Source organism: Streptomyces sp. NPDC048417, assembly GCF_040651615.1.
Classification (GTDB): Bacteria; Actinomycetota; Actinomycetes; order Streptomycetales; family Streptomycetaceae; genus Streptomyces.
The window spans coordinates 161,505-187,031 of sequence record NZ_JBEZKI010000004.1 but is presented as its reverse complement, the minus strand read 5'-3'; the positions used below and the strand labels follow the sequence as shown (position 1 = coordinate 187,031).

General features: G+C 71.3%; 21 protein-coding genes. 8 read left to right on the top strand and 13 right to left on the bottom strand.

Going from position 1 to position 25,527, the window contains the following annotated elements:
* The first annotated feature begins 43 nt into the window (after window positions 1-43).
* Complete coding sequence (locus AB0D59_RS07930) at window positions 44-1,270, top strand: cytochrome P450 (RefSeq protein ID WP_362562192.1); 1,227 nt, start codon at window positions 44-46, stop codon at window positions 1,268-1,270.
* Here the strand turns inward: AB0D59_RS07930 and AB0D59_RS07925 are convergent.
* Window positions 1,267-2,262, bottom strand: a complete 996-nt coding sequence (locus AB0D59_RS07925; RefSeq protein ID WP_362562190.1) for an Lrp/AsnC family transcriptional regulator — start codon at window positions 2,260-2,262, stop codon at window positions 1,267-1,269. The genes AB0D59_RS07930 and AB0D59_RS07925 overlap by 4 nt on opposite strands.
* A 189-nt stretch (window positions 2,263-2,451) precedes the next feature.
* On the opposite strand from AB0D59_RS07925, the gene AB0D59_RS07920 reads away from it, so the two are divergent.
* The gene (locus tag AB0D59_RS07920; protein WP_362562187.1) at window positions 2,452-4,044 is read left to right on the top strand and encodes an MFS transporter; all 1,593 of its coding nucleotides are present in this window, start codon (window positions 2,452-2,454) and stop codon (window positions 4,042-4,044) included.
* Between the two features lie 760 nt (window positions 4,045-4,804).
* Here AB0D59_RS07920 and AB0D59_RS07915 read toward each other — a convergent pair.
* Both AB0D59_RS07915 and AB0D59_RS07910 read right to left on the bottom strand, forming a co-directional pair.
* Window positions 4,805-6,370: a hypothetical protein gene (locus tag AB0D59_RS07915; RefSeq protein WP_362562184.1), complete on the bottom strand. Its 1,566-nt coding sequence runs from the start codon at window positions 6,368-6,370 to the stop codon at window positions 4,805-4,807.
* A gap of 949 nt (window positions 6,371-7,319) precedes the next feature.
* Complete coding sequence (locus AB0D59_RS07910; protein ID WP_362562182.1) at window positions 7,320-8,471, bottom strand: MFS transporter; 1,152 nt, start codon at window positions 8,469-8,471, stop codon at window positions 7,320-7,322.
* 120 nt (window positions 8,472-8,591) lie between these two features.
* Here AB0D59_RS07910 and AB0D59_RS07905 point away from each other — a divergent pair, with 120 nt between their 5' ends.
* Window positions 8,592-9,359 (top strand): helix-turn-helix transcriptional regulator, encoded by a 768-nt coding sequence (locus AB0D59_RS07905; RefSeq protein ID WP_362562180.1) that lies wholly within the window; start codon window positions 8,592-8,594, stop codon window positions 9,357-9,359.
* Between the two features lie 138 nt (window positions 9,360-9,497).
* On the opposite strand, the gene AB0D59_RS07900 is transcribed toward AB0D59_RS07905, so the two are convergent.
* Window positions 9,498-10,070, bottom strand: a complete 573-nt coding sequence (locus AB0D59_RS07900) for a TetR family transcriptional regulator (RefSeq protein WP_362562177.1) — start codon at window positions 10,068-10,070, stop codon at window positions 9,498-9,500.
* A 122-nt stretch (window positions 10,071-10,192) separates the two neighbouring features.
* Here AB0D59_RS07900 and AB0D59_RS07895 point away from each other — a divergent pair, with 122 nt between their 5' ends.
* Window positions 10,193-11,056 (top strand): SDR family NAD(P)-dependent oxidoreductase, encoded by an 864-nt coding sequence (locus AB0D59_RS07895; RefSeq protein WP_362562175.1) that lies wholly within the window; start codon window positions 10,193-10,195, stop codon window positions 11,054-11,056.
* A 15-nt stretch (window positions 11,057-11,071) separates the two neighbouring features.
* Here AB0D59_RS07895 and AB0D59_RS07890 read toward each other — a convergent pair whose 3' ends face one another.
* From AB0D59_RS07890 to AB0D59_RS07875, 4 genes are all read right to left on the bottom strand, one after another.
* On the bottom strand, window positions 11,072-12,403 hold the full coding sequence (locus AB0D59_RS07890; RefSeq protein WP_362562172.1) for an enolase C-terminal domain-like protein: 1,332 nt from the start codon (window positions 12,401-12,403) through the stop codon (window positions 11,072-11,074).
* 265 nt (window positions 12,404-12,668) lie between these two features.
* A complete protein-coding gene (locus AB0D59_RS07885; RefSeq protein WP_362562169.1) occupies window positions 12,669-13,790 on the bottom strand; it encodes an NADAR family protein in 1,122 nt (373 codons plus the stop codon).
* A gap of 103 nt (window positions 13,791-13,893) precedes the next feature.
* Window positions 13,894-14,568, bottom strand: a complete 675-nt coding sequence (locus tag AB0D59_RS07880; RefSeq protein WP_362562166.1) for a response regulator transcription factor — start codon at window positions 14,566-14,568, stop codon at window positions 13,894-13,896.
* Window positions 14,565-15,812 (bottom strand): histidine kinase, encoded by a 1,248-nt coding sequence (locus AB0D59_RS07875; protein WP_362562163.1) that lies wholly within the window; start codon window positions 15,810-15,812, stop codon window positions 14,565-14,567. Before AB0D59_RS07875 ends, AB0D59_RS07880 begins: the two co-directional genes overlap by 4 nt.
* Window positions 15,813-15,985: 173 nt before the next feature.
* Here AB0D59_RS07875 and AB0D59_RS07870 point away from each other — a divergent pair, with 173 nt between their 5' ends.
* The 4 genes from AB0D59_RS07870 (at window position 15,986) to AB0D59_RS07855 (ending at window position 20,778) form a co-directional block, all read left to right on the top strand.
* On the top strand, window positions 15,986-16,678 hold the full coding sequence (locus AB0D59_RS07870) for an ABC transporter ATP-binding protein (RefSeq protein WP_362562161.1): 693 nt from the start codon (window positions 15,986-15,988) through the stop codon (window positions 16,676-16,678).
* On the top strand, window positions 16,675-19,017 hold the full coding sequence (locus AB0D59_RS07865) for an FtsX-like permease family protein (protein WP_362562158.1): 2,343 nt from the start codon (window positions 16,675-16,677) through the stop codon (window positions 19,015-19,017). The genes AB0D59_RS07870 and AB0D59_RS07865 overlap by 4 nt, the downstream gene beginning before the upstream one ends.
* A 79-nt stretch (window positions 19,018-19,096) precedes the next feature.
* Window positions 19,097-19,462, top strand: coding sequence for a DUF779 domain-containing protein (locus AB0D59_RS07860; RefSeq protein WP_351733646.1), 366 nt, complete (start codon window positions 19,097-19,099; stop codon window positions 19,460-19,462).
* A 143-nt stretch (window positions 19,463-19,605) separates the two neighbouring features.
* Window positions 19,606-20,778: a phosphodiester glycosidase family protein gene (locus AB0D59_RS07855; RefSeq protein ID WP_362562155.1), complete on the top strand. Its 1,173-nt coding sequence runs from the start codon at window positions 19,606-19,608 to the stop codon at window positions 20,776-20,778.
* A gap of 49 nt (window positions 20,779-20,827) precedes the next feature.
* Here AB0D59_RS07855 and AB0D59_RS07850 read toward each other — a convergent pair whose 3' ends face one another.
* The 5 genes from AB0D59_RS07850 to AB0D59_RS07830 form a co-directional block, all read right to left on the bottom strand.
* Window positions 20,828-21,022: a hypothetical protein gene (locus AB0D59_RS07850; RefSeq protein WP_362562152.1), complete on the bottom strand. Its 195-nt coding sequence runs from the start codon at window positions 21,020-21,022 to the stop codon at window positions 20,828-20,830.
* 102 nt (window positions 21,023-21,124) lie between these two features.
* Window positions 21,125-21,988, bottom strand: coding sequence for a phosphatidylinositol-specific phospholipase C/glycerophosphodiester phosphodiesterase family protein (locus tag AB0D59_RS07845; protein WP_362562149.1), 864 nt, complete (start codon window positions 21,986-21,988; stop codon window positions 21,125-21,127).
* 227 nt (window positions 21,989-22,215) lie between these two features.
* Window positions 22,216-23,307 carry an acyl-CoA dehydrogenase family protein gene (locus AB0D59_RS07840; protein WP_362562146.1) on the bottom strand — a complete coding sequence of 364 codons (1,092 nt, stop codon included), beginning with the start codon at window positions 23,305-23,307 and terminating at the stop codon, window positions 22,216-22,218.
* A complete protein-coding gene (locus AB0D59_RS07835; protein ID WP_362562143.1) occupies window positions 23,304-24,485 on the bottom strand; it encodes an acyl-CoA dehydrogenase family protein in 1,182 nt (393 codons plus the stop codon). Before AB0D59_RS07835 ends, AB0D59_RS07840 begins: the two co-directional genes overlap by 4 nt.
* The gene (locus AB0D59_RS07830) at window positions 24,482-25,450 is read right to left on the bottom strand and encodes an NADPH:quinone oxidoreductase family protein (protein ID WP_362562140.1); all 969 of its coding nucleotides are present in this window, start codon (window positions 25,448-25,450) and stop codon (window positions 24,482-24,484) included. The genes AB0D59_RS07835 and AB0D59_RS07830 overlap by 4 nt, the downstream gene beginning before the upstream one ends.
* Window positions 25,451-25,527 lie beyond the last annotated feature (77 nt).

Sequence of the window (25,527 nt, the reverse complement as noted above, 5' to 3'; positions counted from 1 at the left end):
AATGCTTGCCGACGAAAGCAATTTGTTCGGGCGGGAGAAGTCGATGACCACACACACCCCGGGCGGCCGGCTGCGAGCCGTCCTGGAGGGGCCCGCGTTCCAGGCGGACCCGCATGCGGTACTGCGGAAGCTCACGGACTCCGCGTCCGCACACCGCTGCGAACCGGACGGCGCTCCGCCGCAGTTGCTCGTCACCGGGTACGACGCGGCCCGCGAGGTGCTCACCGATCCGCGGGTGTCCAAGCGGAGCGAGCGCGCGGGCCTTGAGCCCGGCTGGCTGATGAGCGGGGTACGGGACGAGGTCGGGGTCGACTACATGCTGACCGTGGACCCGCCCGACCACACCCGGCTGCGCAAGGTGGTGGCGCGCGCCTTCACACCGCAGCGCGTCGAGGCCCTGCGGCCGCGGACCCGGGAGATCGCGTCCCAGGCGATGGAGGCCGTACTGGCCCAGGAGACACCGGAGTTGGTCGACGGCTTCGCCACCCGCGTCCCCATCTCCGTGATCTGCGAGCTGCTCGGCGTGCCACTGTCGGACCAGGACCGGTTCAGCTGGGCCTCCGAGCAGGTCGTGGCGCCGGTCGCCGGTTCGGACCGGGAGGAGGCCTACGTATGGCTGAGCGGGTACCTCGCGGAACTGATCGCGGACAAGCGGGCCGACCCAGGACCTGATCTGCTGAGCGCGCTGGCCGTCGACACCGACGAGGACCGGCTCACCGATCCGGAGCTGATCGGCATGGCCTTCCTGCTCCTGATCGCCGGGTACGAGACGACCGCGAACCTGATCAGCACCGTACTGCTCGGCCTGGCCCGGCAGCCGGACCTGCTGCGGACCCTGCGCGCCGATCCCGGTCTGATCCCCACGGCGACGGAGGAGTTCCTCCGCCTGGACAGTCCGGTGGTGACCGCCACCGAACGGTTCGCCACCGAGGACATGCGGGCCGGGGAGGTGCCGGTGCGGCGAGGGGACATGCTGCTGGTCTCCCTGGCGGCGGCGAACCGGGACCCGGCCCGGTTCGAGGAGCCGGACACCTTCCGCCTCGGGCGTCCGGCCGGCGGCCATCTCGCCTTCGGGCACGGCGTCCACCACTGCCTGGGCGCTCCGCTGGCGCGGATGGAGGCCGAGGTCGCGATCACCGTGTTCGTCCAGCGCGTGGAGAGTCTCGCCCTGGCCGTGCCGGAGGCCGACCTGGAGTGGGCACCGGGCCTGCTGATGCACGGGGTCCGGCGGCTTCCCGTGTCCGCCGTGGTCTCCGGGGACTCCGTCTAGACGGAGGACGCGGGCACCAGCCGGCCCCGGGAGATGAGGGAGGCCGCCTTCTTCAGGTGGTGGACGCTGATGCTGACGCCATAGCCGTCGATGCCCGGGGTCGCGGCGATCCGGGTGGTCAGAAAGCGGTAGAAGTCCTCGGGATCGCGGGCGATGACGGTGACCATCAGGTTGTGCTCGCCGCTGATGGCCCCGACGAAGGGGACCTCGTCGTGCCGGGCGGCCTCCGCACCGACCAGTTCGAGGCGGGCGGGGGCCACCCGCAGCCACAGGACGGCGTGCAGCCAGTGGCCCAGTCGCTCCGGGAGCAACTCCACCTCGTACTCGAGGGTGCCGGCGCTCTCCAGCGACTCCAGCCGCCTGGCCACCCGGGACAGGGACCAGCCGGTGAGTTCGGCGAGCCGGGTGTGGGTGGTACGGCCGTCCTGGGCCAGGGCGTCCAGCAGCGGGGCGTCCTCGTCGGTCGGCGCGAGCGGGGGCCCGGGGGTGAGTGGCGGCCGCTCCGAGGTCAGCCGCCGGACCTGCTCGGGGTCGAGGTTGTCGCCGTAGCCGGTCCAGCCGGCGGTGCCGGGAGCGTCGTAGTTGTGGATGATCAGGTCGATGCTGACGTCCAGGACCGAGGCGGACCTCGGCAGTTGCCGGAGCAGCACGTCCTCGCGGGGCATGTCGAGCGGTGCGCGGATGATGCAGATGATCTCCGAGCCGCCCGAGGCCAGATGGGCCCAGGAGATGTCGGGGCGGCGGGCGAGGGCCTCGGCGAGCGGGGCGACCCGGTCGGGGCGGCAGCGGATGCGCGCGACCCACTCCGCGGCGCCGTACACCCGCCGGTTGACCAGGCCCACCACCCGGAGCGCGCCGCTGCGGCGCAACGCCTGGTAGCGGCGGGCGGCGGTCTGCTCGGAGACGCCCGCCACCTCGCCGATCCGGCGGAAGGGCAGCCGGGGCGCGCACTGCAGAGCACGGAGGATCTTTCTGTCCACGTCGTCGAGCATGATGGAAGTGTGCCACCACGCCCGAGCGATCTGGAGGATTCTGCTGCTGGAGAGGTGGTTGGTTGGTAGTCGCGCAAGCGGGACCGGATGCTGTGGCGGCGGGTTTCCCACCGGAAGTCCGTACGACACAGGCCGCCGGGTTCGCCGGGGCCTCGACCGCGGTGCGGTGCACCGCGAAGGAGTATCTCCGTGAACGTCACGACACCGGCGAGCGCGCCGGTCGAGCGGCGGGCGGCCACGATCGTCATGGCCTGCCTGGGCGTCTTCGTCGCCTACCTTCCTGTCACCACCGTCGCCGTGAGCCTGCCGGCCCTGCAGGGGGCGTTGAACGCCTCGACGGCCCAACTGTCGTGGGTGCAGGACGCGTTCGTGCTGCCGATGGCCGCGTTCATCCTGACCGCGGGCGTCTTCGGGGATGTCCACGGGCGCAAGAAGGTCTTCCAGGCCGGCCTGCTCTTCTCGGCGGCGGGCGCCGTCACCGCCCTGTGCGCGCACTCCGTCGAGGTCGTCTGGGCCGGGCAGGCGCTGGCCGGCGTCGGCGCGGCCGCGCTGCTGCCGACCACGCTGGCGCTGATCAGCCACGTGGTGCCGGACCACCGCGAGCGCGGGAAGTACATCGGCATATGGGCGACGTGCCTGATGGCGGCCCTGGCGGTCGGTCCGGTGATCGCCGGTGTGGTGGTCGCGCACTTCTCCTGGCGCTGGATCTACCTGCCGGCCGTCCCGGTCGCGCTGCTCTCCGTCGCCGTCGCGGCCCGACAGCTGACCGACTCCCGGGCTCCGCACGGCCGTCGGCTGGACTGGCCCGGCCAGCTCACCGCCACGCTCGCGATCACCGCGCTGGTCTACGGCGTGATCGAGGGCGGCGCCGACTCGTTCACCGACGCCAGGGTGATGGTGGCACTGTTCACCGCCATGGCCGCCGGTGCCGCCTTCGTCCTGGTGGAACGGCGCAGCGACAGCCCGATGCTGGACCTGAGCCTGTTCCGCAGCCCCGCCTTCACCGCCACCACACTGGTCGCGATGATCAGCTTCCTGGCGCTGATCGGGTTCTTCTTCGTCCTCAGCCTCTACTTCGGCATGGTGCAGCGGCTGGACACCCTGGACGCGGGGTGGCGCCTGCTGGTGGTCACCGGTTCGTCCCTGCTGGTAGGCGGTCCCGCCGGGCGGCTGATGCACCGCGTGTCCGCCCGCGTGATGATCACCGGCGGGCTGCTCCTCGTCGCCGCCGCCCAGTTCGCGCTGACCGGGCTGGCCGCCGACACCTCCTTCGCCTCGGCCGCCTGGCGGCTCGCGCTGCTGGGCCTGGGCATGGGCTTCGTCATGACCCCCATGACGGCCACCGCGGTGGCCTCCGTGCCGCACCACCTGGCCGGCATGGCCGCTGCGGGCAACAACGCGTTCCGGCAGGTCGGCGGTGCCCTCGGCCCGGCCGTACTGGGCGCGCTGCTCACCACCCGGGCGCTCGACGCGCTGCCCGGTCACCTCACCGACGCGGGGGTCACCGGCGCGACGCAGGACCGTGTCGTCTCGGCCGCGCAGGCGGACGGTCTCGGCGCGGTCGCCGAGCTGGACCTCGGAGCACAGACCGGGCAGGCGCTGGGGGCGCTCGGCGACTCCTTCCTGGACGGGATGCGGCTGTGCCTGATCACAGCGGGGAGCCTCACCCTGCTGGCCGCGCTGGTCGCGGTGGTCCTGCTGCGCACGCCCCGGCGGCAGCCGACGCTCCGGGCGGCGGGACACACCGCCGGCGAGAAGGCGTCGGCCGTACAGGGCGCCTGACGGCAGACCGTTCCCGAGGGCACCCGCCGAGGGTGTCTTCGGGATCAGGCCGGCCAGGACAGGCGCAGCATTCCCGGCCGGACCGAGCGGGGGCGATGCCGGGCCCTCCCGTATGGACTCGCCGAGCGTGTGAGGAGTTGTGAGGAGTACCGCTGCGTCCACGCACAACGCTACCGACCAAGCCCCACAGCCCTCAGTGGCCCAGATCCCCTCCTGCACCCCGCTCCATCAACTCGCGCGGGCTCCTACTCACGCCTGACCCCGCTATTCCCAGCATGCGGAGCCGCCCTCGCCCGGCTGCCCGGGCCTCATCGCGAGCCTCATACGCAGCGTCGCGACGGCGGACCTCCCTTCGACCTCGGGGAGTACGTCGGCGAACGCCCGGGCGGTGGGAAGGCGTTGACGCACCGCTCCCGCCAGGAGGCCCTGCCGGCCGTGGCGACCAAACCGTTCGCCGAACGCGGCTACGCCTCGGTCGGCCTGGAGGACATCGGCGCCGCCGTCGGCATCGTCAGAGGCGCTCGCCCCGGCGCAGGACCACACGGCCGCGCTGCGACTGCTGGTGGTGCGTTCACCGGTCGGAATGGGCGGGGCCAGGACGGCAGCAGCGGCTCGATCAGCACCCACAAGTCGTCGTCCACGAACCACGGCCGAGAGCTCACCCTTCCCGAACGGCCGAATGACGACGTCGCTCACGCCCAACCTGGGCACCTCAACAAGATCGTGTCGCGAGCTCTTGAGGCGCGGCGCGCGGCTCGTGTCAGGCAAGGAACTCGGCGAGCGGGAAGGAGCGATGGCGACGTGGTGGGACCAGATAGTTCTGCCGGTGGGTCGTGTGCAGGACCGAGTTGATACCGGCGTGGGGGCTGCGCGGTGCGACAGGGAGTGTCCTGTCGGAATAGTGGCCGTCCATCGAGAGCCGCACGCGATTGAAGATTGCCGTCGTCGGCTGGAACTGAATGAAGTGCAATCCGGCGGCCCGCTTCTTGCTGTAGTGGTCTGCCGTCGGGTCGGATGTGTAGTGGAATGGATTGTCCAGCGTATCGAAATCGCCGCGCACGGGGATGGTCGTCCCCGTGGGGTAGGCCTTTCCGTAGTTGCTGGTCTTCGGCGATGTGGTGCTGTCCACCTCCGACATGCTCCCGGTGTGGCCGTACGCGTGGTACCGCTGGACCCCTTGCGCCACTTCGGCCTCACTCTGACCTGGCGGTTGGAGGGCGAGCGTACCCGGCGCGGGCGCGGGTGAGAGGCCGGGATGGAGCATTGCCTCAACGCGATCCGCGTACTGAGGGAAGTTCTTTTCGTACCAGGTCACCAGGTCTTGAAACAGATGCGAGAGATGCATTGTGGTGCCCTGTTTGAAGTAACCGTTGGGCCACTGATCGGTGAGGCCGGGCAGGGTCTCCAGATTGGCGATGACGTCAGGTCCCATATTCGAATCCAAGGTGGTGGCGAAGCCGAGGAATCCCTGCGCCTCTCGAGGAATCGACTTTGCACCGGGGATGCCAGCTGCCAGCGCCAGCTTGCTCGGCAGACCCTGTTGCCCGTAGAAACCGCCCCCGGAGAAGCCCTGGCGGATGCTCGTCACCGTGAACAGGCTGCCCGCGCGGTTGCTTCCAGACCCGAAGAGGACGTTGCTGGCCGCCTTGATATTGGCGAGCGAGTCGCTGCGGAGTAGCACGGCCACGTCGTTCTGTTCCAAGCGGACCGACCCGAAGCCAGGCGGGGGCTGGTCGCTGGGGAACGTCCTGGCCTCCTGCAGCGCATATACAGTACGGCCCTCCGTCTTGGAGGTCTCCAAATCGACCGGCAGATACGCCGGGTAAGGTGTTCCCGCCCTGAAGAAATCCGACGTCTTGCCCAGGGTCGGGACGTAGTGGTGGAAGTAGGGAAGTCCCCAGGCTACCGTGGTGGCCACTCCTGTGGGAGTGGGCGGGAATTGGCGTTCCAGATCCAGGAGGACGGACTCGAGGTGGTGCTGCGCCTCCTGCAACGCCTTGGCATTCGCCGACACATTCAGCCTTGCGGTAATGACATGATCGTGCAGGGCCGGCACCCGGACCGCAATCGTGCCATCGCTGCTCTTCACGCCCGAGCCATTGACCATGACCACTTGCTCGTTCTGCAGGATATATTGTTCCTGACTGGGCGGACTGTCGGTGTCAGCGGGCCGGGACGGCGGTTTTGCAATGGTGTCGATCATCTCATAGATGCCGACGGATGCCAGAGCGGCACCGAAAGTGCCCGCTGTCCCCTGGAGAAGGCGTCGCCTACTCAATTTCCCGAGCGGTCGCCCCGCACGCGCATTTTCGTCGCCATCGTTCATGAAACGCGTTCCCCTTGCTTGTGGAGTAGATGTCCGCCATCACCCGGCACCGAGACCTGACCTGCTCGAACGACCGCGATTGACCTTCTTGCCCTCATGCGCATCGGAGGCGTCAGGGGTTGAAACAGAAGGTGAGGACTAGGTGATCGCGCCGCCACTGAGGACCGGCGCCCGACTGGCCTGCTATCACTTCTCCCCCATAAGGGTCTGCTCACCATGCGGGGTTCACAGCGCCGATACGACCTTGCGCACGTGTCGCCAAATGGCCGATGACGGCGGGCTAGTTGCCATCGCCATCACCTTCGCTGTCACGATATAACCACACGCGGTCTGGGTCATTGGAGCCAACACGCGGCCTGGGTTATTGAAGCCGACACCACCCGAGTGCATCCGCAGCCGCGTCTTCACCACCCGGGCCGCGGCGAACCTCGCGCTCTTTGCGTACGTCGACAGCTTCGAACAATCCCCGCCGCATCCAGAAACGGCTCGGCCACCTCAGCCCCATCGAATTCGAGGAGAAGCATTCCGCCGACCAGGCAACGACCGCTGGGGTGCCCCGCAGCGGAAACACAGATGAGTGGCACATACGGGGACGCCAAGCGCTTATGCCCCGTTGGCAACGATTGGCTGCCAGAGACGGAAACGAATGGCTGGGACTGAATGGACTGATCTGCAGATCTGCCAGTCCCGTGCCCCTAAGAACGGCTGACACAATGAGGTGTATCGCCGCTGACAGCCGTGCGTGACTGGCGAGTTGGACGTTGTCCGGGCCGTGGGGACTTCGCCGTCGGCGCCTGTGCCCTTGCGGTGCGAAGGCCGCGGCGAGGCGGTCGAGGAAGCCGGCCGGCCTCTCTCCCATCGCGGCGTAGTCGTCGCTGCGCGGCTCGTCGGGTACACGGCTGCTCGCGCACCGGGGCCGGGCGCAACAGCGCGCGTCTGATCGGAATGTTCAGGGGGCGGTGAGGGGTGTGTCCTCGGCGGGCACCGGTTCGTCCTGGACCGGTTCGCGCAAGAAGGCGGAGAGCACCATCGCGAGCACCGGCACGGTGGCGAGTACCGCGAGTGCGCCTCGGGGACCGTAGTGGGTCGCGATGACGCCCAGCAGCGGCATGAACAGTCCGCCGGCGCTCATCGCGAGGCCGAGAGTGACGCCGGCGGCGGTCCCGGGCCGGCTGGGCAGGTAGTCCTGGCCGAGCTTGATCAGGACGGCGAACGGGATGTTCGAGATCAGGCCGACCAGCAGCGCGAGTGGCAGCGCGACGTATTTGTCGTCGCAGATCAGCATGAGCCACAGGGCGGGGAGCATGGCCGCGTTGCCGATCTGTACGGTGCGCACCATGCCGATGCGGTCCGCCAGCTGCCCGCCGAGCAACGTGCCGGCCACACCGCCGCCGAGTTCGAGTGTCAGGGCGAGACCACCGAGGCCGCTGCTCGCCTCCAGGTGGCGGATCCAGTACAGGGAGATGAAGGTGTTCAGTCCGGTCGAGATGGTGGACCGCACGATCTCGACGGCGGTCAGGGCCGCGAACCGGCCTGGCCGGTCCTTGCCCTGGCGCCGCACCTTCTTGACCGCCGTATCGGAGGTGCGGTGGTGGCGCAGCAGGACGAAGCCCATGAGGACGGCAGGCGGGACGAACAGCGCGGTCGCGCCCATCCCGAGGGTGTCCAGGGCCGGTGTGACCAGCGCGGGGGCGACGAAGAACCCCACGCTGCCGCCCGCGGCGAAGTAGCTCATCGCGGTGGCGCTGCCCCCGGCCGCACGGCGTGCGTCGCGCCCCGCGGGCGGATGGAACATCGCGATACCGACACCCGCCATCAGCAGGAGGGCGAAAACCAGCGGGTAGGAGGGCGTCAGTCCGGACAGGCCTGCCCCGATACCCGCCAGGCTGACCCCCAGCGGCGACATCCAACGCAGCCGGAACCGGTCGGCGAGCAGCCCGATCGGCACCTGCGGCAATGCGCTGCCGAGCGTCGCGGCAAGTGCCAGCCCCGAAGCCTGCACGTAGCTGAAGTCGCGCTGCAGCACGAAGTAGGGGACCGCTGCGGGTACGAGGCCCTGGTAGAAGTCGTCGACGGCATGGGCGCCGGCCCAGATCCGCATCCGGCGCCAGTGTCCGGGCGGACCATCCGCCTCACGGGGAGTACTTGTTTCCTGGATCGTTGTCACACACTCACGATGGACAGGGACACCCCAGGCGCGCTTCCCGTATTCTGCCTATCCATGTCGCAGATCCGCCATGAGCCCGTCGCGCCGACCACTACCCGGTTCCTCGGTGGCGGCGAGACCATCGACCGGCACCGGCACGACGACCACCAGCTGATCTACGTCAGCTCGGGCGTGCTCGCGATCACCACGGAACACGGCTCCTGGATCGCCTCCGACGACCGGGCCGTGTGGATTCCGGCGAACACCTGGCACGAACACCGCTTCTACGGCCGGAGTCGCTTCCACACCGTCGGCTTCCCCGCCCACGGCAGGACGCCCCTGCTCGACGCCGAACGCCCCACGGTCATCGCCGTCGACACTCTGGTGCGCGAACTGCTCATCGCGCTCGCCGGCACCACCCTCACGCAGTCCGAGACCCGGCACATCGAAGCAGTGCTGCGTGACCGACTGCGCCGCGTGACAGCCCAGCCCGTCGCCCTGCCCGCAGCCCGCGACCGACGACTGGCCGACGCCTGCCGCCTCGTCGAAGAAGACCTGCACCAGCCCTGCACCCTCGCCCAGCTCGCCGCCCGCGTGCACACCAGCGAGCGCACCCTCTCCCGCCTGTACCGCGACGAGTTCGGCATGACCTTCCCCCAGTGGCGCACCCGTGTCCGGATCTTCACCGCGATGGTCATGCTCGCCGAGGGCGCCGCCGTCACCGACACCGCCCACGCCTGCGGATGGGCGACAACCAGCGCCTTCGTCCAGACCTTCGCCCAGACGGTCGGCATCACCCCCGGCACCTACCGCGCAGGCATGGGCAAACCGCAGCAGGAATGACGGCCGAAGCGGCGAGGGCGGTCGCGGAGCAACGCCCGCACGGCACGGTCCCCGAGGCAGCGCGCCGGCGGATCCGACGGTCGCTGAATCCAACTCGCCGATCAGGCACGGCTGTCGGCGGCGACACACCTCATTGTGTCAGCCGTTCCAAGGGCGCAGGCCCCGGAGCACGACGTCGAGAAAGGTGTCCGCGGAGACCTCCTGCTCCGGGAGCCTGGGAAGTGCGGAGATCAGGGCGAGGACCTCATCCGCCGCGACGTCGTCCCGTACGGCGCCCGCTGTCTGCGCGCGGGCCCACAGTCGGGCGAAGCTCGCCTTCATCGGGGCACCCACCGCGGCCATCGGGGACCGGTCGTCGGTCAGACAGGCCCCGACGCGCATGCTCATCCCGCCGAGCTCGGCAGCGCTTCGGTCGTACAGGCGCAGCCACTGCGCCACCGCCTGCCACACGTCGGGCGCGTCGAGCAGCTCACGGGCCTGCGCGTCCAGGAGGTCGACGCGGTCCTTCATAAGCGCGACGAAGAGGTGCTCCCTGCTGGGGAAGTGCCGGTACAGCGTGCCGCGCCCCACCCCGGCCTCCTTGGCGACGTCGTCCATGGGGGCGTCCGCGCCGTCACGGCTGAAGACCTTCTGCCCCGCGGCGACGAGTGCCTCGTAGTTGCGGCGGGCGTCCGCTCGCAGCGGCTTGGCATCGAGGGGCGGAGTGCTCATGGGAATCATCCTATTTGACAACCGGACACGGTGTCCATATCGTCCAGAACGTAAGCGGACACCGTGTCCGGTTACGTGTTCCACGCCTGTGGTCACACGCGTCCAGCAAGAGGAGAAGCACCATGGCATCACCGGACAGCAGGCCGATCGTGGCCGTCGTCACCGGAGCGAGCCGGGGCGCCGGCCGGGGGATCGCGGAGGCACTGGGCGGCCATGGGGCGACCGTCTACGTGACCGGCCGCAGCCGGTCGGCCTCCGATTCGCCGTACGGAGGCACCGTCGCGGAGACCGCGGCCCTGGTCGACAAGGCAGGCGGCACCGGGGTCCCGGTGGTCGTCGACCACGGGGACGACCAGGCGGTGGCGGACCTCTTCGACACCGTCCGGCGCGACCAGGGACGGCTGGACATCCTCGTCAACAACGCCGCCAAAGTCGTCGGGACGCCGGCGTCGGTCGGGTTCTGGGAAAGGCCCCTGGAGGCAGCGGACCTGCTGACGGTCGGACTGCGCTCGCACTATGTGGCGAGCTACCACGCGGCACCGCTGCTGATCACGAACGGCCGCGGTCTCATCGTCAACACCGGCCACTACGGTGCCGTGTCGTACCACCACAGTCCGGTGTACGGGGCGCAGAAGGCGGGCGCCGACAAGCTCGCGGCCGACATGGCCAAGGAGTTGCGGCCGCACCACGTCGCGGCGGTCTCCCTGTGGATGGGGCATGTCGACACCGAGCGCGCCCGCGCCTACCTGGACACCCTGCCCCAGCAGGACCGGCCGGCCGAGAAGCGGGAGTCGCCCCAGTTCACGGGCCGCGTGATCGCGGCCCTGTACTCCTCCGAAGAACTGATGGCCCTCTCCGGCAGGGCACTGATCGGAGCCGAGATGGGTGCGCTGCTCGGGGTCACCGACATCGACGGCTCCCGCCCCCGGTCCGAGCGCTACACGCTGGGCGGCCCGCCCGAGCCGCACCCGAGCCTGCTGGGCTGAGCCGCCGGCTACCCCCTAACGCACCAGACAGGGCCGCTTGGCGTCGAAGGTCCAGCCGTCCACGAGGTAGCGCATCCCGGTCGCGTCGTCGCGGCCCGCGCCGAGGTTCTGGTCCTCGTGGAGGGCGTGGGCCGCGAGCAGCCGGTCCATGTCGAGGCGGATGCCGAGCCCGGGGGCGTCGGTGACGGCGACCTCGCCGTCGACGATCCTCGGCGGTGCGACGGTGAGGCGCTCCCGGCCCTCCTGCCAGATCCAGTGCGTGTCCAGGGCGTTGTAGTCGCCGGGGGCCGCGGCACCGCAGTGGGCCATCATGGCCAGGGAGATGTCGAAGTGGTTGTTGGAGTGGCAGCCCCAGGTCAGCCCCATCTCGTGGCAGAGCTGTGCCACGCGCACGGATCCGCGCAGGGTCCAGAAGTGCGGGTCGGCGAGCGGGATGGAGACCGACTGCAGGGCCAGGGCGTGGGTGAGCTGCCGCCAGTCGGTCGCGATCATGTTGGTCGCGGTGGGCAGACCGGTGGCCCGGCGGAACTCGGCGAGGATCTCGCGCCCGGAGTAGCCGTCCTCGGCCCCGCAGGGGTCCTCGGCGTAGGCGAGGGTGCCGAGCAGCGGCCGGCACAGTTCGACGGCCTCCCGCAGGGACCAGGCGCCGTTGGGGTCGAGGGTGATTCGGGCCTCGGGGAAGCGTTGCTTCAGCGCCTGTACGGCCTTGACCTCCTCGGCGCCCGCGAGCACCCCACCCTTGAGCTTGAAGTCCCGGAAGCCGTAGCGGTCGTAGGCCGCCTCGGCCTGCCGGACGATCGACTCCGGGGTCAGGGCCTCCTCGCGGCGGATGCGGTGCCACGCCACAGCGGCGTCGGGTTCGCGGAGGTAGTCCAGGTCGGTGCGGTCGGGGTCGCCGACGTAGAAGAGGTAGCCGAGGACGCGTACCGAGTCGCGCTGCTTGCCGTCGCCGAGCAGGGCGGCGACGGGCACCTCCAGGTGCTGGCCGAGCAGGTCGAGGAGGGCGGACTCGACGGCGGTGACGGCGTGCACGGTCGTCCGCAGGTCGAAGGTCTGCTCGCCGCGGCCACCGGCGTCCCGGCCGCCGAACGCCTCCCCCACGGCCCGCAGCACCCGCTTGTGGTCGCCCAGCCGTGCGCCGACGACCAGGGGCTCCGCGTCCCGCAGCGTCCGGGTGATCGCCGCCCCGCCGGGCACCTCGCCGAGCCCCGTCCGGCCCTCGGAGTCCTCGACGACCAGGACGTTGCGGGTGAAGTACGGGGCGTGGGCGCCGGAGAGGTTGAGCAGCATGGAGTCCCGGCCTGCCACCGGGTACACGGAGAAGCGGGTCACGACGGGCTGACTCATGGGCGAACGTCCTTACGGGAGTGGGGCTTGCACACCACGGCCACACCGACCGCGGCGGCCACACCGACGAGGACGGCGACGAGTAGAGGCAAGCCGGTTCCCCTGTGAACCGAGCGTCACTCTCATGTCCGTGAATGATGCCTGCATACAGAGACTACATCTACATATGGAGACAGCGGCTATGGACGCGGAGGCTATGGATGCGGAGGTGCTCGGGTCAACGGGGGTGCGGGCGCGTCCGCCGGGCCGCTCCCGCCCGCCGAGGTCAGATCCGGTGATCGATTCCCGCGCGTGCGGCGTGCAGCTCGGAGCGGACGAGTTCGAGGAGCCGACCGGTCCAGTTGCGGCCCCTGCCCGAACGGTCGCCCCAGTAGGCGGAGTCCGCGTCGTCGTAGACGAGGGTCGCGTCGCCCGTGGACAGGAGGACCTCGGCCAGCGCCGGGTGCCGGGCGAACTTGGCACGCAGCAGCGCGGTCAGCACGGCCGTACGGGCCTGTTCCCAGCCGTCGCGCCGCGGGACCTCGGCGGCGAGTCCACGGGCGACCGCGGCTCTGTCCGCCGCCGCGATCGCGGCCCGGGCCTGGGCGTCGGCGGTGGACAGGGCCCAGTAGGCGTGCGCCACCGACGGGTACGTGACGCCGTCGGCCTCGACGGGTGCCGGGTAGTCGTTGCGCAGGGCGTCCGTGCCCGGGTTGTCGGACGGCCTGTGCGGATAGCTCTGGTACAGGTGGATCGCGGGGGCCACGGCTTTCTCGGGGCCGTCGGCCGGGACCCGCGAGGCCCGTCCGGCCGCCCATGTCGCCCGGTCCTCGAAATACGCGACGGCCCTGTCGTACGCCTCCTGCGTGACCGGTTCGTCGGGCCGTCCGTCCAGGCGCCCGCCCGGCCCGGCCACCAGGGCCCGCAACGGCCAGTCCTTGTTGTCCATGTCACCCAGCGCGTAGCGACGCGAGGTCTCCGGAATGGCGAGGTAGGCGTCCCGGGCGGCCGCCCGCTTCGCCTCGGTGCGGTCGGCGAGAAACGCGTCCACCGCCGCCAGGCAGCGTCCCGTCGAGTCCGGGCGGCCGTTGAGCTGGTCGATGGTGTCGCGTACCTCGCCCAGGAGTTGCTCGGGGGTGTGCCACATGCGCGGCTCGCTGAACTTCCAGGCGGCCAGTTCGTGCGAGGACGCCCGTGCCCCGTCCGGGAGTTCGGTGGCCACCCAGCCGCTGCGCAGCTTCTCCTCGAACTCCTCCAGAGTGACCAGACCCCAGCAGTTGACGAGCCCGTCCGCGTAGATGAACAGGTCGGTCAGGAAGTAGTCGCCGTTGCGGATGAAGGCATGGCGCCAGGTCCCGGGAACGCGTATGCCGTCCGCCATGCGGTAGGTGATTTTCTCGCCGATCATCACGTCAGTGTGACGGCCCGACCGGACGGCCCGCGCGCGGTTTTCCGCCGGGTCGTCCGGCGGACCAGGTCCGCTGTCCCAACCGCCGTGTGAGAAGGGGAACTTACCGGCCGCCCGGGGTGACCAGTCCGGTCTCGTAGGCGACGACGACCGCCTGGGCGCGGTCGCGCAGCGACAACTTGCCCAGAACCCGGGAGACATGGGTCTTGACGGTGGCCTCGGAGAGATGCAGGCGGGCGGCGAGTTCCGCGTTGGACAGGCCCTGGGCGAGCAGCCGCAGGACGTCGAGTTCGCGTGGGGTGAGGTGGGCGAGGTCGCGGTGCAGGGCCGCGGTGTCGGCGCCGGCCCGGGCGAAACGTTCGACGAGACGGCGGGTGATTGCGGGGGCCAGCAGCGCGTCACCGTCCCGGACCATGCGGACGGCGGCCGTGAGGTGCTCGGGCGTGACGTCCTTGAGCAGGAAGCCGCTGGCCCCGGCGGACAGCGCCGCGTACACGTACCGGTCGAGGTCGAAGGTGGTCAGCATCAGGATCCGGGGCGGGTCGGGGGTGGCCAGGATGCGGCGGGTGGCCTCCAGGCCGTCCAGCTCGGGCATCCGGATGTCCATCAGGACGACATCGGGCCGGGTGCGCCGGACCGCGTCCACGGCCTGGTGGCCGTCGGTGGCCTCGGCGACGACCTCGATGCCGTCGGCGGTGAGGATCAGCCGGAAGCCGGTGCGCACCAGAGCCTGGTCGTCCACGACGACGACCCGTGGCGGGCTCACCGATGAACTCACGCGGTCTCCAGGGGAATCAGGGCGCGAATCCGGTAACCGCCCAGCGGGCGAGGTCCGTTGCTCAGGATGCCGTCGTGAACGGCGAGCCGCTCGCGCAGCCCGATCAGCCCGCGCCCGTTGCCCGTGGTGGCGCCCGGTCCGCGGGTGCCGCCGGAGTCGGTGACCTCGACCCGCAGTTCGTCGGCGCCGTACTCGACGCGCACGCTCGCCTTCGAACCGGCCGCGTGTTTCAGGGTGTTGGTCAGCGCCTCCTGCACCACCCGGTAGGCGGTGAGTTCGACACCGCCGGGCAGCGGGCGGACGGTCCCGGAGACGGTCAGCTCGACGGGCGTACCGGCGCCGCGCAAGCCGTCGACGAGGGCCCCGAGCCCCTCCAGACCGGGCTGCGGCGACAGCTCCGGCTCGTCCGGGTCGTCCATCGTGAGCAGCCCCATCACCTGCCGCAGCTCCCCCATCGCCGTACGGCCGCCCGCCTCCACCGCGAGCAGCGCCTCGCGCGCCAGCTCCGGTGAACTGTCCATGATCTTACGGGCGGCGCCGGCCTGGATGACCATCACACTGACGTTGTGCGTCACGACGTCGTGCAACTCCCGGGCGATCCGAGCCCGTTCGTGTGCCACGGCGCTGCGCAGCGCCTCGGCCTGCCGCCGCTCGACCTCCACCAGCCGGATCCGGCTCTCGGCCGCCCGGACCTTCCAGGTGCGCAGACCGACGGTGGCCACGACCAGCGGCGCGGAGATCATCAGGGGCACGTACTGGGTGGGGACGGTGGGTTCGACTCCGAACGGACTGTGCGGTACCGACTTACCGATCGTGAAGGTGAGCAGCACGGCCAGCGCGAGGGTGGCCGTCGCCGCCGTCCGGTAGGGGCTGTAGGCGGCCGCGCTGTAGGCGGCGATGACACAGGCGTAGAAGGTGAGCCGGGTGACGTCGCCGGGGGTGAGCGCGTTCGCCGCCAGCACGATCCAGAGCACGGCCAGCGGGTAGCGGCGGCGCCAGGCGAGCGGTACGGAGGCCAGGAGCACCAGGCAGACCAGAGCCGTCGTGCTGTGCGTGTGCCACTGCTCGTCGAGATCGCCGGTCGCGTAGTCGAGCGAGGAGACGAGGACGACCAGGGTCAGGGCGGCGTCGAAGAGCCTGTTGCGTACGGTGGGCGTGGGCGTGGGGCCGTTCGGCTCGGCCAGCGCGCACAGCCGTGCCCGCACCCGCTCCGGGAGCGGCTCCCCGGCCCGCGTAGTCGTCATCACCCCATTCTCGGCGTGCGCCGCCGCCCGGGCATCCCTCCCCCGACTACATCTCAGGGATGACCCCGGGCCGGGTACTTCCGGCACGGTACGGCGATTACGCCCGGCGGCCGTCGTGCCCGCCCCGGCCGGCTCCCTAGCGTCGGCGGCCACCGACGAACGGAGACTTCCTGATGACGGCACCGCTGATCGAACTGCGGGACGTGACCCGGCACTACGACGCCGGACCACCCGCTCTGCTGGACGTGACCCTGACCGTGGCGCCCGGTGAGGCGGTCGCCGTGCTGGGACCGTCCGGCAGTGGCAAGTCGACGCTGCTGAACCTGATCGCGGGACTCGACCGGCCGGACGAGGGCACGGTGACCGTGGACGGGGTGCGGGTGGACCGGCTGGGCGAGGCCGGCGCGGCCCGCTACCGGCGGACGAAGGTCGGGATGGTGTTCCAGTTCTTCAACCTGCTGGACGACCTGACCGTCGCCGACAACGTCGTGCTTCCCGCCCAACTCGCCGGAACGGGACGCCGCGAGGCCCGCCGCCGGGCGGACGAGCTGCTGGAGTCACTGGGCATCGCCGCTCAGGCGACCGCCTACCCGGGCCGGCTGTCGGGCGGGCAGCGGCAGCGCGTCGCGGTGGCCCGGGCGCTGATGAACCGTCCCGCGCTGCTGCTGGCGGACGAGCCGACGGGCGCCCTTGACTCCGCGTCCGGCGCGGACGTCAGCCGTCTCCTGCAGGAGCTCAACGACGACGGCCAGACCCTCCTCCTGGTCACCCACGACCACGGGCTGGCGGCGGCCTGCACCCGGCGCACGGTCCACCTGGCCGACGGCGGGATCGCCACCGACGTCACGGCGGAGGTGGTCCGATGAGCGCCCTGGTCCGGGTCGTCCGGTCGGGCATGGGCCGCCGCCGTACGCAGACGCTGGTGATCGCGCTGGCCGCGCTGCTGGCGGTGACGGCGTCCGTGCTTGCCGGCGCGCTGCTGGTCGCCTCGCGGGCGCCCTTCGACAAGGCGTTCGCCCGCCAGCACGGGGCGCAGCTCGCCGCGCAGTTCGACGCGCGCCGGGCGACCAGTGCCCAAGCCGCCGCTACCGCCCGTGCCTCCGGGGTGACGGCATCGTCGGGTCCGTTCCCGACAGCGACCGTCACGCCGGACCACTGGGGCGCGCTGTCGGTCGTCGGACGTGCGGATCCCGGCGGGCCGGTCGACCGGGTCACGGTGATGGAGGGCCGGTGGGTGCGGCGGAAGGGTGAGATCGTGCTGGCCGCCGACTCCGACGCGCCGCCCGTACGCCTCGGGCAGACGCTGGAGTTCTCCGCCCTGCCCGGCAGCCCGACGCTCACCGTGGTCGGTACGGCCCGCTCGGTGAGCCGCACCGCGGAGGCCTGGGTGGTGCCCGCGCAGCTCGCCGGGCTCACCAAGTCCGCTCAGCCGGACGGTTACCAGATGCTGTTCCGCTTCGACCGCGCCGCCACCAAGGCCCAAGTCGCCCAGGACCGCGCGACGGTGGCGGCCACGGCACCGAAGGGCGCGTTGTCCGGTACCCAGTCCTGGCTCTCGGTACGGCAGTTCGCGACCCGCGAGACCGCGCTGTACGTGCCGTTCCTGGCCGCCTTCGGGGTGCTGGGCCTGGTGATGTCGGCGCTGGTCGTCGGGAACGTGGTCGCCGGTGCGGTGGGCACCGGGCTGCGGCGGATCGGCGTCCTCAAGGCGATCGGCTGCACTCCGGGACAGGTCGTCCGGGCCCATGTCGCGCAGGCGCTCGTGCCGGCCGCGCTCGGCAGCGGACTCGGCGTGGTCGCCGGGCAGTTGCTCGCCGCGCCCCTGCTGGCCCAGACCGCGGCCGTGTACGGCTCGGTCGGACTCGGAGTCTCCGCCGGCGTCGATCTGGCGGTGGTCGGCGGAGTGCTGGGTGTGGTCGCGGGCACGGCGTGGGTGAGTGCCTGGCGGGCGGGGCGGCTGCGCACGGTCGACGCACTGGCCGTCGGCCGGACCCCGGCGGCGGGCCGGGGGCGCCCGGCGGCCCGGCTGGCGGCGCGGCTGCCGGTGTCACGACCGGTCGGTCTCGGTCTGGCCCGGCCCTTCCACCGGCCGGGCCGCGCCGCCTCGATGGTCGCGGCGGTCGTCTTCGGCGCGGCGGCGGTCACCTTCTCCGTCGGGATGGCCGCGTCCTTGGGTGAGGTGATCGCGGCCAAGAACCATGACGCGGCCGATGTGACCGTGAGCGCCGAGCGGCCGGGAGTTCGAAGGCCCGTCCCGATGGGCGCGCCACAGGTGACGGCAGCCCAGGCCGCCGCCGTGAAGGCCGCCATCGCCGCCCAGCCGGGCACCCGCGACCAGTACGGCAGCGTCACGACCGACGCCAAGGTCTCCGGCGTGACGGGCAGCGTCCCGGTGATCGCCTACGACGGGGACGCCTCCTGGGGCGGCTTCACCATGGTCTCGGGGCGCTGGATCCGCTCGGCGGGCGAAGCGGTCGTACCGGCCCCGTTCCTGACCGCGAGCGGGGCCGAGGTCGGCGGGACGGTGACCCTCGACGTGAACGGCTCACCCGTACGGATCCGGATCGTCGGCGAGGTCTTCGACACCGGCCAGCAGGGCATGCGCGTGTTCACGGACCTGGCTACGCTCCGGACCGCCGCCCCGGGCCTGCACCCGGCCGACCACGCCGTACGGCTCGCACCGGGCACCGACGTGCAGGCGTACGTCAGGCATCTCGGCAAGGCACTGAAGACACTCGGCGTCGCCGCGACCGACGCCAAGTCCGTCAACGGCAGCGACGCGGTGGTCGCCCTCGACTCCCTCACCGTGGCGCTCACCGTGATCCTGGTCGCCGTGGCCGGACTCGGGGTGCTGGGCGGGGTCGTCCTCGACACCCATGAGCGCATCCGGGACCTGGGCATCCACAAGGCGCTCGGGATGACACCCCGGCAGACGGTGACGCTGGTGATCGCCTCGGTCGTGCTGCCCGGGCTGGCGGGCGGGGTGCTCGGCGTCCCGCTGGGTCTCGCCGTGCACCGCACGGTCATGCCCGCCATGGGCGACAGCGCCGGACTGCGTCTGCCCGAGGTGGTCCTCGACGTCTACCGGGCGCCCGAGCTGCTGCTCCTCGCCCTGGGCGGTACGGCGATCGCGGTCCTCGGCGCGCTGCTCCCCGCGGGCTGGGCGGCGCGCGTCCGCACGACGACGGCGCTGCGTACCGAGTAGTCAACGACCGCTTCTGGACCGGCCGGTGACAAGAGGTGAGACTGAGGGGATCCGACACCCCGGCCCCAGGAGGGTGACCATGGACGACCAGACAGCGCCGCCGCGTGTCGAGCTGACCCCGCAGGCCGCCGAGCTGGTGCGCCGGCTGCGCGCCGAGCACGGCCCGCTGATGTTCCACCAGTCCGGCGGCTGCTGCGACGGCAGCGCGCCGATGTGCTACCTCGACGGCGAGTTCCGCACCGGCGGCTCGGACGTGCTGCTGGCCGAGCTGGCGGTGGACGGCGTCGAGGAGCCGGTCACCTTCTGGATGTCCCGGAGCCAGTACGAGGCGTGGAGCCACACCCGGCTGATCGTGGACGTGGTACCCGGACGGGGAAGCGGTTTCTCCCTGGAGGCACCCGAGGGGGTGCGTTTTCTCACCCGTTCGCGCGTAGTCGACGTCTAGCCGCCCTGCCGGTCACTCTCTTCTGCTGCACTTCCCTGAGTCCTGAGGTACTTGACGAGACATCAGGGGGTGCGGTGACGCATCGTCAGAGACGATTTGCAGCGACGACCCGAACTCTGTTCACGATTCTCACGACGTCCGGCGTGCTGGCCGGTGCGGCCCTCACGGGGGCGGCACCGGCCGGCGCCGTGTCGGACACCGGACGGATCGCGTCCGGCGTCACCTACCGGCAGTTCGACGTCACGGCGGCCAAGGGCACGGTCCACGCCCATCTGCTGACCGTCGACCTGACCGATCCGCACGTCCATGTGGACCTCCTCCACCCGGGTGCGGTGGCCGCCCGGTCGCCGGTGTCCACGATGGCGGACACGGCGGGCGCGGTCGCCGGCGTGAACGGTGACTTCTTCAACATCACCGAGACCCAGCACCCGGGCGTCGAGGTGACCGGCGCGAGCGTCGGCCCGGCGATCGCGCACGGCCGGCTGCTCAAGGCGGCGGTGCCGACGGCCCAGCGGTTCGGCCCGTCGCTGCCGCCCGGCACCGACACCACCGAGGTCCTCGGCGTCGGTGTGGACCGCCGGGCCCGGCTGGACCGGCTGACGCTCGTGGGCACCGTCCGCACCCCGGACGGGAACCTCGCGCTGCGGGGGCTCAACCAGTACGCGCTGGCGCAGGACTCCGTGGGCGCCTACACCGCCGCCTGGGGCTCGGCCTCCCGCAAGCGCGCCACCTGCGGCTCGGACACCAGCCGGGCGGCCGGCTGCAGCACGGACACCTATGAGGTGCGGATCCGCGGCGGCAGGGTCGTCGACACCGCCACCAGCCCGGGCGGCGGCGCCATCGCTGCGGGTACGACGGTCCTGCTGGGCCGGGAGGCCGGCGCGGACAAGCTGCGCGAGCTCGCCAAGGGCGAACGGGTCACGGTACGCAGGCAGCTGGTGGCGTCCGCCGCCAAGGTCCCCTACCGCTTCGCGGTCGGCGGCTACCCGGTGCTGCGCGGCGGCGAACCGCTGGCCGGCCTCGACGACACCACCACGGCGGTACGCACCGCCGCCGGCTACACGAGCGGCGGGCGCAAGCTCCTGCTGCTCGCGCTGGACGGCGCGGTGGCCTACCGCAGCGGCCTGACCATCGCCGAAGTGGCCGGCGAAATGCGGAGGTTGGGTGCGGTCGACGCGTTCAGCCTGGACGGCGGCGGCTCCACGACGCTGGTGGCCCGCACCCCGGGCGACGACGCGGTGAGCGTGCTCAACCACCCGACCGAGAGCCCGGAACGCCCCGTGGCGAACGGGATCGGGGTCTTCTCGACTCCCTGACCGCGAGCCGCCGACCGGACCGCTCCGTCTGCGGCCCTGGGCGTCCGGCTCAGGGCCGCAGACTGCTCACCAGGTCGGCGGTCGCGGTGAGCCCGCTGCTGATGGTGGGCGCCATGCTGGTGCTGGCCAGATAGAAGCCGAGCAGCATGCAGACCAGGGCGTGCGAGATCTTCAGCGCGCCCTGGCGCATGAAGAGCACGGCCAGGAACAGAAGCAGCAGCACCACAGAGATGGAAACGGCCATCGCGAACCTCCTCCGCCACGCCCGTTTCGGGGCGTTCGGCCGCAAGTGTGGCGTAGCGGAGGGTGGGCCCGTGCGGTCGACACGTGCCCCGTTCGGGTGGTGTTACGACCCCCGGTGGGTGTCCAGGAAGGCTTCCAGGCCGGCCAGGTCGTCGGTGTTGAAGTAGTCGACGTCGGCGGCGAGCAGTTCGCTCCACAGCGCGTCGCGGGCGGACCCGGCCACGTCGGGGGTGTTCCAGAAGCGCACCGTCTGACCGCGGTCGTGCGCCTGGCCGATGATGGCACGCAGCTTCTGCCGCTCGGCCTCGGGGAACGCGCCCTCCCCGAGCCAGGTGAAGTTGAGCTGCCAGTTGTCGCTGATCAGTGGGACGAAGGAGGCGGGCGCCGAGGTGCCGAGGTCGGTGAGCCGGCCGTCGTAGAAGGCCCGGCGCACGGTCTGCGCCTCCATCGGCGTACGCGCGGCACGGTCACCGGAGATGACGTTGGTTACGGCACCGGGGACGACGCGGCCGTGGACGTACGTCGTGAACAGGTGCCGGTAGCGCCGAAGGTGCCGGTCGAGTTCGAGGTACGTCGACGATCCCTCGGTCTTGATGTCGATGAGCAGCTGGAGCGGCTCGCGCCAACCCCGGTACACGGAACCGTGGTTGGCCTTCACGATCCGGGCCAGCGGGTCCAGGTAGAGGGACTCCAGGGTGCGGCTCGGGTCGAGGTCGTCCGCGGTGTGGCCGATGAGCAGCTGGTCGCCGACGAGGAAGATGTCCGCCTCGACACTGCCGAAGCGGTGGCCGAGGGCGTCGAAGAGGGGGTGGGTGTGCTCGTAGTCGTTGTGGGCGTGGGCGCGCCACAGCGGACGCGGGCCGCGATGACCGCCGCCCGCCCAGGCCTGCGCGCCGGGCAGCACGACAGCGCCCGCGAGGGCGGCGCCGAGGGTGGTGAGGGCTCTGCGACGGGTGGTGAGGGCCATGATGCTCTGCCTCCCTTGTAGGGCCTTGAGGGACCCAAGGGAGTATGCGGGCGAGCAGAGCCCAAATGATGTATCTGCGCAGGGAGTTGGCTGGACTGCCACCCCCGGTTCATTTCATCCGGACCCCGGCACAGGCGCCCCGAAAGGGGCGCGGGGCTGTATCGCGTATGCGGCTCCGCCGCGGGTGCGCGACCAGCCCCCACGCACCCGCACTCGACGACCGAAAATCACGGCGCCCGGAGATCGACCAGTTCGGCCAAGGCCTCCCGATGCGCCCCCGCCGTACCAAACGCAATCGAATCAGCCTTGGCCCGCTTCAGATACAGGTGAATCGGATGTTCCCAGGTCATCCCGATCCCCGCATGCAACTGCAGCGCCTCCTCGGCCGCGTGCACGGCAACCGGCCCCGCATAAGCCTGCGCGACGGCCACCAACACGTCGGCATCCTCGCCGGAGGCGAGCGCATCGGCGGCCCCCCGCGCGGCTGCCCGAAGGTTCACCACCTCGAGCCACAGCTGCGCGAGCCGGTGCTTGATCGCCTGGAACCCGCCCACCGGCCGGTTGAACTGCTTGCGTTCCTTGAGGTACCGCACGGTCTCGGTCAGCGCCCAGTCGGCGAGACCGAACTGCTCGGAGGCCAGCAGCCCGGCCCCGGCCCGCAGCGCACGCCGTACAGCGGGCTCGGCGTCGCCCACCCGGCGCCCGACGGCCCCGTCGAGGGTGACCGTGGCGAGCGGGCGGGTCAGGTCGAAGGACACCTGCGGGGTGACGGCGACAGCCGCCGTCTCGACGGCGTACAGCCCCCCGTCGTCCCCCGGCACCAGCAGCACATCCGCGGCGACCGCGTCCGCGATCCCGGTCAGCTCACCGTGCAGCCGGCCCTCTTCGACGCGTACGGCCCTGACGTCGGCCCCCGGCGCGACATGCAGCCCCACGGCCAGCGCACCGATCGTCCGCCCGGACGCCAGCTTCTCGAGCAGTTCCTCGTCGCCGCAGGCCAGCAGCGCTTCCGTGGCCACCACCGCACTGCTCAGATAGGGCACGGGCGCCACCGCCCGCCCCAGTTCCTCCAGGACGACGGCGACTTCGCGGTGCGAGGCGCCCTGGCCGCCCTGTTTCTCCGGCACCAGCAGGCCGGCGAGCCCCATACCCTCCGTGAGGGCCTTCCAGGCCGCCAGGTCGTGCGGGGCGTCCGACTCGGTGCGGGCGATGACGCCCGGCGCGTCGCAGTGGTCGGCGAGCAGATCCCGCACCGCGGCCCGCAGCGCCTCTTCCTCCTCCGAGTACAGCAGGTCGAGCTGCGTGCGCTGTGTTGTCATCGGGCGAGGTCCTTCCACGCGACGTCCTTGTCGGTGCGCGGCTCGGCCGGCAGGCCCAGGACGCGTTCGGCGACGATGTTCAGCAGGACCTCGCTGGTCCCGCCCTCGATGCTGTTGCCCTTGGCGCGGAGGTAGCGGTAGCCGGCGTCGCGGCCGACGAAGTCCACCAGTTCGGGCCGACGCATGGTCCAGTCGTCGTACAACAGGCCTTCCTCGCCGCGGAGTTCGACCTCCAGGCCGCTGATCTCCTGGTTGAGGCGGGCGAAGGCGAGCTTCATGCCGGCGCCCTCGGGGCCGGGCTGTCCGGCGACGAGCTGCTGGCGCAGCCGCTCGGCGGTGAGCCGGGCGACCTCGGTCTCGACCCACAGCTTCAGCAGCCGCTGGTGCAGGTCGTGGGTGCGCAGCTCGGGGCGTTCGCGCCAGGTCTTCACGACCGGGCCGATCATGCCGCCCTCGCGCGGCAGCCGCATCCCGCCGATGGCGACGCGCTCGTTGTTGAGGGTGGTCTGCGCGACCCGCCAGCCGTCACCGATCGCGCCGAGGCGGCGGGAGTCGGGGATGCGGACGTCGGTGAGGAAGACCTCGTTGAACTCGGCCTCACCGGTGATCTGCCGCAGCGGCCGGACGTCCACGCCCGGGTCGGTCATGTCGCAGATGAAGTAGGTGATGCCCGCGTGCTTGGGCACGTTCGGGTCGGTGCGGGCGATCAGGATGGCCCAGCGGGCGTTGTGCGCGCCGGAGGTCCACACCTTCTGCCCGTTGACGATCCAGTCGTCGCCCTCCCGGACGGCCCGGGTGCCGAGCGCGGCCAGGTCGGAGCCGGCGCCGGGCTCGCTGAACAGCTGGCACCAGACCTCCTCGCCGATCCACAGCGGCCGCAGGTAGCGCTGCTTCTGCTCCTCGGTGCCGTACTTGAGGATGGTCGGCGCGGCCATGCCGAGTCCGATGCCGTTGCGGCGCGAGTCGTTGTCGGGCGCGCCGGCGGCCTCCAGCTCGGTGTCCCCGACGACCTGGAGGGAGCGCGGGGCGTCCAGTCCGCCGAGGCCCTGCGGGTAGTGCACCCAGGCGAGCCCCGCGTCGAAGCGTGCCTTGAGGAAGTCGAGCCGGTCCGTCGTGGCGGGCGGGTACGCGGCCAGCAACTCAGCTGTGCGGCGCCGGAGTTCTGAGGCGTCGGTCATGCCGCGGCTCCCGTCGGTACGACGGTGACCCGGCCGGTGGTGACACCGTCACCGACCCGCTGAACGGCCGCCGCGGCCTCGGACAGCGGGACCCGCTCGCTCACCAGGGGCTTGATGGCGCCCTTGGCGGCCAGCTCGGTGAGCTGCTGGTGGCAGTCCAGGATCAGCTTGGGGTTCTTGGTGGCGTACAGGCCCCAGTGCAGGCCCAGGATCGAGTAGTTCTTGACCAGGGCGTGGTTGAGCGCGGGGCTCGGGATGGTGCCGCTGGCGAAGCCGACGACCACGATCCGGCCCTCGAAGGCGACGACCTTGGTCGACTGGGTGTACGCCTCGCCGCCGACCGGGTCGTAGATCACGTCGGCGCCCCGGCCGCCGGTGGCCTCCTTCACGGCGGCGACCACGTCCTCGGTGCGCCGGTCGATGACGACGTCACAGCCCTGCTCGCGGGCCACGGCGGCCTTGTCGGCGCCGCCCACCACACCGATGACGGTGGCCCCGGCCGCCTTGCCGAGCTGTACGGCGGCGCTGCCGACGCCGCCCGCGGCGGCGTGCACGAGCAGTGTCTCGCCGGCCTGGAGGGCCGCCCGGCGGTGCAGTCCGAACCAGCCCGTCTGGTAGCCGATGTGCAGGGCGGCGGTCTCGGCGTCGTCCAGTGCGTCCGGCGCGGGCAGCAGGGCGGCGGCGTCCGCGACCGCGTACTCGGCGAGACCGCCGTGGGGCAGCACGGGGTTCGCGATCACCCGGCGCCCGTCCTCGGTCTCACCGCAGATCTCCACGCCGGGCGTGAACGGCAGCGGCGGGCGCACCTGGTAGTGCCCCCGGCACATCAGTACATCGGGGAAGTTGATGTTGGCGGCACGTACCTTGAGCAGGACCTGGCCGTCGCCGGGCGTGGGCCGCTCCACGTCCTGGAGCCGCATCACCTCGCTCGGCTCGCCGTTCTCGTGCACTTGCCATGCCTGCATGCGGTGCCTCCACAGACTGCTTCGTCGGGGTCCATCGCATACTAAGCGGTCGCTTGCCGATGAGGGAACAGCTGACG